Source organism: Sphingomonas sp. LaA6.9 (assembly GCF_022601895.1).
Classification (GTDB): domain Bacteria; phylum Pseudomonadota; class Alphaproteobacteria; order Sphingomonadales; family Sphingomonadaceae; genus Sphingobium_A.
Map to the genome: position 1 here is coordinate 18,913 of NZ_JAKVIO010000047.1, position 9,933 is coordinate 28,845.

The 9,933-nt window shown below is 65.6% G+C and carries 10 protein-coding genes; all 10 read left to right on the forward strand.

Annotated features, from left to right (window positions below; genetic code table 11):
• The 10 genes from fghA to MKI88_RS18275 all read left to right on the forward strand — a co-directional run bounded on the left by fghA (position 1) and on the right by MKI88_RS18275 (position 9,848).
• Positions 1–837, forward strand: a complete 837-nt coding sequence (gene fghA / locus MKI88_RS18230) for an S-formylglutathione hydrolase (RefSeq protein ID WP_281063759.1) — start codon at positions 1–3, stop codon at positions 835–837.
• Positions 834–1,256: an NAD(P)H-dependent oxidoreductase subunit E gene (locus tag MKI88_RS18235; RefSeq protein WP_241632977.1), complete on the forward strand. Its 423-nt coding sequence runs from the start codon at positions 834–836 to the stop codon at positions 1,254–1,256. Before fghA ends, MKI88_RS18235 begins: the two co-directional genes overlap by 4 nt.
• Entirely contained in the window at positions 1,256–2,710 is a 1,455-nt protein-coding gene (locus MKI88_RS18240) for an NADH-ubiquinone oxidoreductase-F iron-sulfur binding region domain-containing protein (protein WP_407073383.1), read from the forward strand. Before MKI88_RS18235 ends, MKI88_RS18240 begins: the two co-directional genes overlap by 1 nt.
• On the forward strand, positions 2,707–3,246 hold the full coding sequence (locus MKI88_RS18245) for a molybdenum cofactor guanylyltransferase (protein WP_241632979.1): 540 nt from the start codon (positions 2,707–2,709) through the stop codon (positions 3,244–3,246). Before MKI88_RS18240 ends, MKI88_RS18245 begins: the two co-directional genes overlap by 4 nt.
• Positions 3,243–6,077, forward strand: coding sequence for a formate dehydrogenase subunit alpha (gene fdhF, locus MKI88_RS18250; protein WP_241632980.1), 2,835 nt, complete (start codon positions 3,243–3,245; stop codon positions 6,075–6,077). Before MKI88_RS18245 ends, fdhF begins: the two co-directional genes overlap by 4 nt.
• Complete coding sequence (locus MKI88_RS18255) at positions 6,074–6,295, forward strand: formate dehydrogenase subunit delta (protein WP_407073384.1); 222 nt, start codon at positions 6,074–6,076, stop codon at positions 6,293–6,295. Before fdhF ends, MKI88_RS18255 begins: the two co-directional genes overlap by 4 nt.
• A 187-nt stretch (positions 6,296–6,482) precedes the next feature.
• A complete protein-coding gene (locus MKI88_RS18260) occupies positions 6,483–6,989 on the forward strand; it encodes a hypothetical protein (RefSeq protein WP_241632981.1) in 507 nt (168 codons plus the stop codon).
• Between the two features lie 119 nt (positions 6,990–7,108).
• A complete protein-coding gene (locus MKI88_RS18265) occupies positions 7,109–7,435 on the forward strand; it encodes a hypothetical protein (protein WP_241632982.1) in 327 nt (108 codons plus the stop codon).
• Between the two features lie 128 nt (positions 7,436–7,563).
• The gene (acs, locus tag MKI88_RS18270) at positions 7,564–9,504 is read left to right on the forward strand and encodes an acetate--CoA ligase (RefSeq protein ID WP_241632983.1); all 1,941 of its coding nucleotides are present in this window, start codon (positions 7,564–7,566) and stop codon (positions 9,502–9,504) included.
• Positions 9,501–9,848 carry a putative quinol monooxygenase gene (locus MKI88_RS18275; RefSeq protein ID WP_241632984.1) on the forward strand — a complete coding sequence of 116 codons (348 nt, stop codon included), beginning with the start codon at positions 9,501–9,503 and terminating at the stop codon, positions 9,846–9,848. The genes acs and MKI88_RS18275 overlap by 4 nt, the downstream gene beginning before the upstream one ends.
• Positions 9,849–9,933 lie beyond the last annotated feature (85 nt).

Below are 9,933 nucleotides of genomic sequence, written 5' to 3' on the forward strand. Positions count from 1 at the left end.
ATGGCGATCGAGACTGTATCGACCAACAAGGCGTTCGGCGGTGTGCAGGGCGTATACCGCCACGCCTCCGCCGAAACGGGCACGGACATGACGTTCGCGGTCTATGTCCCGCCGCTTGAGGACGGTGCGAAGCTGCCCGTGCTCTGGTATCTCTCCGGGCTCACCTGCACCCACGCCAACGTCATGGAAAAGGGCGAATATCGGCGTATCTGCGCCGAGCTGGGCGTGATCTTCGTCTGCCCCGACACCTCGCCGCGTGGCGATACCGTTCCCGATGACGAGGGCTATGACTTCGGCAAGGGCGCCGGCTTCTATGTCGACGCTACCGAAGATCCATGGGCCACGAACTTCAGGATGTATTCTTACATCACGAAGGAATTGCCCGGCATCATCGCGGCGAACTTCCCGGCCGACGTGGATCGCCAGTCGATCACCGGCCATTCGATGGGCGGTCATGGTGCGCTGACCATCGCGCTCAATAATCCTGACAGGTTCAGGAGCGTCTCGGCCTTCGCACCGATCAGCTCGCCGCTCAACTGCCCCTGGGGCGAAAAGGCGCTTTCCGGCTATATCGGCGCCAATCGTGCCGACTGGCGCGCATACGATACCACCGCGCTGATCGAGGACGGCGCGCGTGTCGCCGAAATCCTTGTCGATCAGGGCGATGCCGACAATTTTCTCGCGGGACAGCTCAAGCCCGAACTGCTCGCCGCCGCATGCGAAAAGGCCGGAATTCCGCTCACGCTCCGGATGCAGCCGGGCTATGATCACAGCTACTTCTTCATTTCCAGCTTCATGGAAGATCATGTGCGCTGGCACGCGGAGCGGCTTGGTTGAACGCCGAAGAACTCGATCGCATCATCGCCCGCCACGGGACACGCGAAGGCCCGCTGCTCCCGATCCTCCATGACGTGCAGCACGCCTTCGGCTGCGTGGAAGAGGCCGCGATCCGCCACATCGCGCAGGCGCTCAACCTGAGCCGCGCCGAAGTGCATGGCGTCGTCAGCTTCTATCACGACTTCAGAAGCGCCCCCGAAACCCGCCCCGTGCTCAAGCTCTGCCGTGCCGAGGCATGTCAGGCGCGCGGCTCCGAGCCGCTCGCCGCCTGGGCCAAGGGCAAGGCGGGCGACCGGATCGCGATCGAACCCGTCTATTGCCTGGGCCTCTGCTCGGTCGGCCCCAATGCGATGATAGGTACTGACCTCCACGCCCGGCTCGACGAGCGCAGGCTCGGCGCGCTGATCGAGGCGCTGTGATGCGCATCCTGATCTCCGACGACGCGCTCGCGCTGGCATGTGGCGCCGATGCAGTGGCCCAAGCCTTCGCCGCCGCCGCCCCCGATGCCGAGATCGTCCGCGTATCGAGCTGGGGCATGCACTGGCTCGAACCCTTGGTCGAGATCGACGGCAAAGGTTACGGCCCCGTCATGCCCGTCGACGTCGCCGCGATCCTTGCAGGCAAAGCAGACGATCTGAGCATCGGCCGCATCGAGGATCACCCCTTCATCGCAGCGCAGACCCGCCTGACCTTTGCGCGTGCGGGCAAGACACGCCCGCTCAGCCTCGCAGATTATGAGGCGACCGGCGGCTGGAAAGGCCTGCGCGCAGCACAGGCGATGGAGCCGGAGCAGATTGTCGAGGCCGTCACCGCATCCGGTCTGCGCGGTCGCGGCGGCGCGGGCTTTCCAGCAGGCATCAAGTGGAAGACCGTGCTCGAAGCGGCGGGCGGGCGCAAGTACATCGTCTGCAACGCCGATGAGGGCGACAGTGGCACCTTCGCGGACCGCATGCTGATGGAGGGCGATCCCTATGTGCTGATCGAGGGGCTCGCGATCGCCGGCCTCGCGACGGGCGCGCGCAAGGGCTTCATCTACATTCGCTCCGAATATCCGCACGCGATCGCGAAGATGGAAGCGGCGGTCGAGCGCAGCCGCGCGATCATCGCCCCCTTCGACATAGAGGTCCGCGTCGGCGCGGGTGCCTATGTCTGCGGCGAGGAAACCTCGCTCTTGAACTCGATCGAGGGCAAGCGCGGCGAGGTCCGCGCCAAGCCGCCGCTGCCCGCGCACAAGGGCCTGTTCGGCTGCCCCACCGTCATCAACAATGTCCTCACGCTCGCGGCGGTCCCGTTCGTGCTCGCTGAAGGGCCTGAGGCCTATGCGAATTACGGCATGGGCCGCTCGCGCGGGACGATGCCGATCCAGCTCGCAGGCAATATCCGATATGGCGGACTGTTCGAGACCGCGTTTGGCGTGACGCTGGGCGAGCTCGTCGACGCCATCGGCGGCGGCACCGCCTCGGGCCGACCCGTCCGCGCGGCACAGGTCGGCGGGCCGCTCGGCGCCTATTTTCCACCCTCACTCTTTGACACGGCCTTTGACTATGAGGCCTTTGCGGCGCGCGACGGCCTCATCGGACATGGCGGCGTCGTAGTATTCGACGACAGCGTGGACATGGCCGCGCAGGCGAAATTCGCGATGGAGTTCTGCGCGATAGAGAGTTGCGGAAAATGCACGCCGTGCCGCCTGGGCTCGACGCGCGGCATGGAGACGATCGAACGCATCATCGCGGGCGAGGATGTTGCCGCCAATATCGCGCTGGTCGAGGATCTCTGCGAAACGATGAAATCGGGCTCACTCTGCGCACTGGGCGGTTTCACCCCCTATCCCGTGCTGAGCGCGCTTCATCATTTCCCCGAGGATTTCCGTTGAAAATACTGGGCGCGATCATCGCGGGCGGCCAGTCGCGCCGCTTCGGCAGCGACAAGGCTCACGCGGAGATTGTGGGGCGGAAGCTGCTCGATCACATTGCCGACGCGCTCGCCCCACAGACCGACGCGCTGATCGTATGCGGCCGCGACTGGCCGGATCTGACCTCGATACCCGATCGCCCGGCTCCCGATCAGGGGCCGCTCGGCGGCCTCTGCGCTGCGCTGCGCTACGCCATTGAAAATGGCTTCGATGCGGTCCTCACCGCGGGCTGTGACACGTTGCCGGTTCCCGCCAATCTCCGCACCACGCTCGGCAGCGCCCCGGCGGTGATTGAAGGCCAGCATATCTTCGGCCTCTGGCCGACAACGCTCGCCGATGCGCTCGATCATCATCTCGCCAGCCAGCCCGATCGCTCAATGCGTGGCTGGTTTGCGGTGAGCGGCACGCGGCAAGTTTGGTGCGACACCGCGTTCCACAATCTCAACACGCCCGAGGATTTCGCGCTATGCTCAGGCGCACAAGGATTGGCCCCATGACCTATTCGCGACAGGCCGATTTCGGCACGCCCGCCTCCAGGGCGACGGATATCGTGACGCTCAGCATCGACGGCCGCTGCGTCACCGTTCCCGCGGGCACCAGTGTGATGCGCGCCGCCGCCGAAAACGGCACCGATATCCCCAAGCTCTGCGCCACCGACAGCCTCGAGAGCTTCGGATCGTGCCGGCTGTGTCTGGTCGAGATCGACGGCGCGCGCGGCACCCCCGCCTCATGCACCACCCCCGTTGCCGAGGGCATGGTCGTGCGCACGCAAAGCCCAAGGCTGCAGCAGCTCCGCAAGGGCGTGATGGAACTCTATCTCTCCGACCACCCCGCCGATTGCCCTGATTGCGCGACGGGCGAATGCGAGGTCCGCGAACAGGCAGTGGCGGCGGGTGTCGATTCCGTCCGCTATGCCCCCGGCGCCGATCATCTCGAGGTGCCGCTCGACTGCTCCAACCCCTATTTCGACTTCAATCCTGCGGCGTGCATCGTCTGCTCGCGCTGCGTCCGCGCGTGCGACGAGGTTCAGGGCACCTTCGCGCTGACCATCGAGGGGCGCGGTTTCAAATCCAGGGTCTCGGCGGGTACTGCCGACGACGATTTCCTGTCGTCCGAATGCGTCTCGTGCGGCGCCTGCGTCCAGGCCTGCCCCACGGGCGCGCTGCAGGAAAAGGCGGTGACCGAAATCGGCGCGCCCGACAGCGCCACCGTCACCACCTGCGCCTATTGCGGCGTCGGCTGCACCTTCCGTGCCGAGATGAAGGGCGACCAGCTCGTCCGCATGGTGCCGTGGAAGGAAGGCAAGGCCAATCGCGGGCACAGCTGCGTCAAGGGCCGCTTCGCCTGGGGCTATGCCACGCATCAGGAGCGGATCCTGAACCCTATGATCCGCGAGAAGATAGACCAGCCCTGGCGCGAGGTCTCGTGGGAAGAAGCCTTCGCGTACGCTGCCTCCGAGCTGAAGCGCATCCAGGTCAAATACGGCCAGCGCTCGATCGGCGGGATCACCTCGTCACGCTGCACCAATGAGGAGACCTTCCTCGTCCAGAAGCTCGTCCGGGCGGGCTTCGGCAACAACAATGTCGATACCTGCGCGCGCGTCTGCCACTCACCCACGGGCTATGGCCTGAAGACGACCTTTGGCACCTCGGCGGGCACGCAGGATTTCGACAGTGTCGAACATGCCGATGTGATGCTCGTGATCGGCGCCAATCCCACCGACGGCCACCCCGTGTTCGCGAGCCGGATGAAGAAGCGGCTGCGCGAGGGCGCCAAGCTGATCGTGATCGATCCGCGTCGCATCGACATGGTGCGAACCCCGCATATCGAGGCTGCGCACCACCTGCCGCTCCGCCCCGGCACCAATGTCGCGGTGCTGACCGCGATGGCGCATGTGATCGTCACCGAGGGGCTCGCCGACGAACCCTTTATCCGCGAGCGCTGCGACTGGGACGAGTATCAGGACTGGGCCGAATTTGTCTCCGATCCAAAGCACAGCCCCGAATTCCTCGCGCCCGTCACCGGTGTCGACCCCGCCGAGCTGCGCGCCGCCGCGCGGCTCTACGCGACGGGTGGCAATGCCGCGATCTATTACGGTCTCGGCGTCACCGAGCATTCGCAGGGCTCGTCCACGGTGATGGCGATCGCCAACCTCGCCATGGCAACGGGCAATATCGGCCGCCCCGGCGTCGGCGTTAATCCGCTGAGGGGCCAGAACAATGTCCAGGGCGCGTGCGACATGGGGAGCTTCCCGCACGAGCTTTCGGGCTATCGCCACATCTCCGACACCGAAACGCGGACGCTCTTCGAACAGGACTGGGGCGTCAGCCTCGATGCCGAGCCGGGCCTGCGCATCCCCAACATGCTCGACGCCGCGGTCGATGGTGTATTCAAGGCCATTTACATTCAGGGTGAGGACATCCTCCAGTCCGACCCCAACACCAGCCACGTCGCCGCGGGGCTTTCGGCGATGGAATGCGTGATCGTCCACGATCTCTTTTTGAACGAGACGGCAAACTACGCGCATATCTTCCTGCCGGGTTCGACCTTTCTCGAAAAGGACGGCACCTTCACCAATGCCGAGCGCCGCATCCAGCCCGTCCGCAAGGTGATGGAGCCGCTCAACGGCCTCGCCGACTGGGAGGTGACGCAGCAGCTCGCGCGCGCGCTCGGGCTCGACTGGAACTATGGCCACCCGAGCGAGATCATGGACGAGATCGCGCGCCTCACCCCGAGCTTCGCGGGCGTCAGCTTCGCCCGGCTCGACGAGCTCGGCTCGATCCAGTGGCCCGCCAATGACGCGGCGCCCGAAGGCACCCCCGTGATGCACATCGACGGCTTCGTCCGCGGCAAGGGCAAGTTCGTCGTCACCGATTACGTGCCGACCGACGAGAAGACGGGGCCGCGCTTCCCGCTGCTGCTCACCACGGGCCGCATCCTCAGCCAGTATAATGTAGGCGCGCAGACGCGGCGCACCCCCAACGAAATGTGGCATTCCGAGGACCGGCTCGAAATCCATCCGCAGGACGCCGAGGACCGGGGGGTGCGCGACGGCGACTGGGTCCGCCTCGCCAGCCGGTCGGGCGAGACGACGCTGCGCGCGCTCATCACCGACCGCGTCGCGCCGGGCGTGGTCTACACCACCTTCCACCACCCCGCGACACAAGCCAATGTCGTCACCACCGACTATTCGGACTGGGCCACCAACTGCCCCGAATACAAGGTGACCGCGGTACAGGTGACGCCTTCGAACGGCCCGACCGACTGGCAGGAAGATTATGAGGCGCTCTCGACGCGCTCGCGGCGCATTGCGAAGGCTGCCGAGTGAGCACGCGAGCCGATAGTTTGGGGCGGCTCATCTACATGGCCAACCAGATCGCACGAAACCTTGCGATGCAGGGGCCCGAGGCGGCCGCGCACGCCACCGCCGAGCACATCCTCAAATATTGGGACCCGCGCATGAAGGCGATGATCCTCGCCTATGACGGCGATGCGCTCGAACCCATCACGCGCGCCGCGATCGAACGGATTCGCCAGCCCGCCTGACGCGCATTCGTGACCAGACAAACCGGCGTGCGCTCAGACAGAGGCGAAATGCGCACGCTTCGGCGTACCCGCAAGGCTCAGGACAGCGGCATCGCTTCCGCACCGCAGCATTTATGATAGCCTCTCCCCAAAGCTGGAATTCCCCGGGAGAGGATGCCGAAGGCTGTAACTGGCTGGGAGAAGCACGATGGAACGCATCGCGATCATCGACTTCGAGGCATCATGCTTGCCAGAGGCGGGCTATTCCTATCCGATCGAGGTCGCGCTCTCGAGGGTCGGCGGCCGCACCAGAAGCTGGCTGATCAAACCCGCGCGGCAATGGTTCTATTGGGACTGGTGCGATCACGCCGAGTCGCTGCACGGCATCAGCCGCGACATGCTCCAGGAACACGGCACCACCGCCGATGCAGTGCTCGCCGAACTCGTCGCGGAAGCCGACGGATGCACCGTCTATGCGGACAGCGACCTCGATGCCCATTGGCTCGAAACGCTCTCCCAGGCATGCGGCCGGTCGAGCCCCTTCCCCATCCTGTTCGTCGGTGAATTGTTCAGGGACATGCAGATCTGCTGCGAAGCCGTTTCCCGCGCCGACTTGGAGGCGCGACAACGCCTGCCCATGAGACACGTTGCCTGCAAGGATGCGCGCCGGCTCGCCATGACCGTGAAGCTGCTCGCGACCCCGCCCCGCGCCTGATCGGCACCACCTCGGTCCGGCGTGCAATCAGGGCGGATCGTCTCCGTCCCCCTGCGCCGCCCACTTGCGCCCGACATGTGCACGGCCCCAAGCAGGCTGACAACCAAAGGGGTCCATCCATGTCCAGATACGCGCTGGCAGCGCTTCTGCTCGCCACAGCCTTCACGGCACCCGCCGTCCCCGCGCACGCGCGCGACCTTGTCAGCCGCACGCCCGACCCCGCAGCCGACGATCCGAATTACGCCGCCAAGCTCGCGGATCGCAAGAAGGTCGCCGAACTCAACGCCGCACAGGCGCGGTCAACGGGCGCGCGCGACCGCGCCAAATACAATGCACGCGATGCCGCCAACGCCAATGCCCGCGCGCGCTATGAAGCCCGGATGGCCGCCTGGCGCCGTCAGGTCGCAGCCTGCGAACGCGGCGACTGGAGCCAGTGCGACCGGTGATCCGGAAGGCGCCGGGCCACGGGCGTCATGATGCCTGCGCCAATACCGTATAAAAAAATGCACCGATCACCACTTGCCCTTGCCCCGGCGCTTCCTTCAAACAGCGGCCACAATCAGTGGAGAGTCGGATGTCTGAGCAGAATCTGTTTCCGGTGCCGCGCGAATGGGCCGAAAAGGCGCGGGTCGACGCCGCGAAATATGAGCAGCTCTATGGCCGCGCGCTCGCCGATCCGGGCAGCTTCTGGCTCGAACAGGCGCGACGGCTCGACTGGATCAAGCGCCCCGAGATCGCGGGCGACTGGTCGTTCAGGGAAGACGACTTCCGCATCCAGTGGTTCGCCGACGGGAAACTGAACGTCGCCGCCAACTGCATCGACCGGCATTTGAAGGACAAGGCGGACACCGTCGCGATCCTCTGGGAGCCCGACAGCCCTGACGAAGCCCCGCGCAGCTACACCTACGCCCAACTCCACGCGGAGGTCTGCCGCTTCGCCAATGTGCTCAAGGGCGCAGGCGCGAAGAAGGGCGACCGGATCACCATCTATCTGCCGATGATCCCCGAAGCGGCGTTCGCGCTGCTCGCCTGCGCGCGCATCGGGGCAATCCACTCGGTCGTGTTCGGCGGCTTCTCGCCCGAGGCGCTGGCGGGGCGCATTACCGATTGCGATTCCACGCTGGTCGTTACCGCCGACGAGGGCCGTCGCGGCGGCAAGAAGGTGCCGTTGAAAGCCAATGTCGACGAGGCATTGAAGCACTGCACCAGCGTCCGCAAGGTTGTCGTCGTAAGGGCCACCGATGGCGCAGTCGCGATGCAACCGCAGCGCGACATCTGGTATGACGAAGCCGCTGCGGACGTGACCGCCGACTGCCCGGTCGAGCCGATGGGCGCGGAAGACCCGCTCTTCATCCTCTATACCTCGGGTTCCACGGGCAAGCCCAAGGGCGTGCTCCACACCACGGGCGGCTATCTGCTCTGGGCGAGCCTGACGCACGAACTCTATTTCGACTATCGCCCCGGCCAGATCTACTGGTGCGCCGCCGATATCGGCTGGGTGACGGGGCACAGCTATATCGTCTATGGCCCGCTCGCCAATGGCGCGACCACGCTGATGTACGAAGGCCTGCCCAACTGGCCCACCCCCAGCCGCATCTGGCAGGTCGCCGACCGCCACAATGTCGAGATCCTCTATACCGCCCCCACCGCGCTGCGCGCGCTGATGAAGGAGGGTGATGAATTCGTCACCTCCACCAGCCGCAAGTCGCTGAAACTGCTCGGCACCGTCGGCGAGCCGATCAATCCCGAGGCGTGGCGCTGGTATCACGACATTGTCGGCGAGGGGCGTTGCCCGATCGTCGATACCTGGTGGCAGACCGAAACGGGCGCCGCGATGATCGCGCCCATGCCCGGCGCGATTGCGCTCAAGCCGGGTTCGGCGACCAAGCCAATGTTCGGCGTCGAGCCTCAGCTGGTCGATGCCGACGGCAAGATCCTCGAGGGCGCGACCGAAGGCAATCTCGTCATCGCGCGGAGCTGGCCGGGGCAGATGCGGACGGTCTGGGGCGATCATGAACGCTTCTTCCAGACCTATTTCACCACCTATCCCGGCAAATATTTCACGGGCGACGGCTGCAGGCGCGACGAGGACGGCTATTACTGGATCACCGGGCGCGTCGATGACGTGATCAATGTCTCGGGCCACCGCATGGGCACCGCCGAGGTCGAGAGCGCGCTCGTGCTCCACGCCAAGGTCGCCGAGGCCGCGGTCGTCGGGATGCCCCACGACATCAAGGGCCAGGGCATCTATGCCTATGTGACGCTGAACGCCAATTGCGAGGCGAGCGAGGAACTGCGCGCCGAGCTGAAGCAATGGGTCCGCACCGAGATCGGCCCGATCGCGACGCCCGACGCGATCCAGTTCGCGCCGGGCCTGCCCAAGACACGCTCGGGCAAGATCATGCGCCGCATCCTGCGCAAGATCGCGGAGGGCGATGTCTCTTCGCTCGGTGACACCTCGACGCTCGCCGACCCCTCGGTGGTCGACGATCTCATCGCCAATCGCGTGGGATGATGCGCTGGCTCGCAATGCTGCTGCTTGCGCTCGCACCCGCGGCGCTGGCGGCGGCGGAGCCCGCGGACGGCATCATCATGGTGGGCGAGATGATCGCGCGTCCCGGCAAGGGCGATGCGCTCCATGCGCGGATGCGCAAAGAGGTCCCGCCGATTCCCGAAACCAAGGGCCTGCGCGCCTATGAGGTCGTGCGTGACGACAAGAACCCCGATCGCATTGTGATCGTCGAGATCTGGGATTCGGCCGAGGATCACGCGGCATCGGTCAGACAGATCAACCCGGATGCGATCCGCGAGGTCAAGGCGCTGGTCGTCAGCATGAAGGGCGAGACCTTTACACGCTGAGTGGGTTCATCTCAGCAGCACCAGTTCCTCGGCCATGCTCGGGTGGAGCGCCACGGTATCGTCCCAGGCCTGCTTGGTGAGCCCC

Bases quoted from the DNA above. Each gene is read 5' to 3' on its own strand.
- fghA (WP_281063759.1), top strand. From the start codon at position 1: ATGGCGATCGAGACTGTATCGACCAACAAGGCGTTCGGCGGTGTGCAG.
- MKI88_RS18240 (WP_407073383.1), top strand. From the start codon at position 1,256: ATGCGCATCCTGATCTCCGACGACGCGCTCGCGCTGGCATGTGGCGCC.
- fdhF (WP_241632980.1), top strand. From the start codon at position 3,243: ATGACCTATTCGCGACAGGCCGATTTCGGCACGCCCGCCTCCAGGGCG.
- MKI88_RS18265 (WP_241632982.1), top strand. From the start codon at position 7,109: ATGTCCAGATACGCGCTGGCAGCGCTTCTGCTCGCCACAGCCTTCACG.
- MKI88_RS18260 (WP_241632981.1), top strand. From the start codon at position 6,483: ATGGAACGCATCGCGATCATCGACTTCGAGGCATCATGCTTGCCAGAG.
- MKI88_RS18275 (WP_241632984.1), top strand. From the start codon at position 9,501: ATGATGCGCTGGCTCGCAATGCTGCTGCTTGCGCTCGCACCCGCGGCG.
- acs (WP_241632983.1), top strand. From the start codon at position 7,564: ATGTCTGAGCAGAATCTGTTTCCGGTGCCGCGCGAATGGGCCGAAAAG.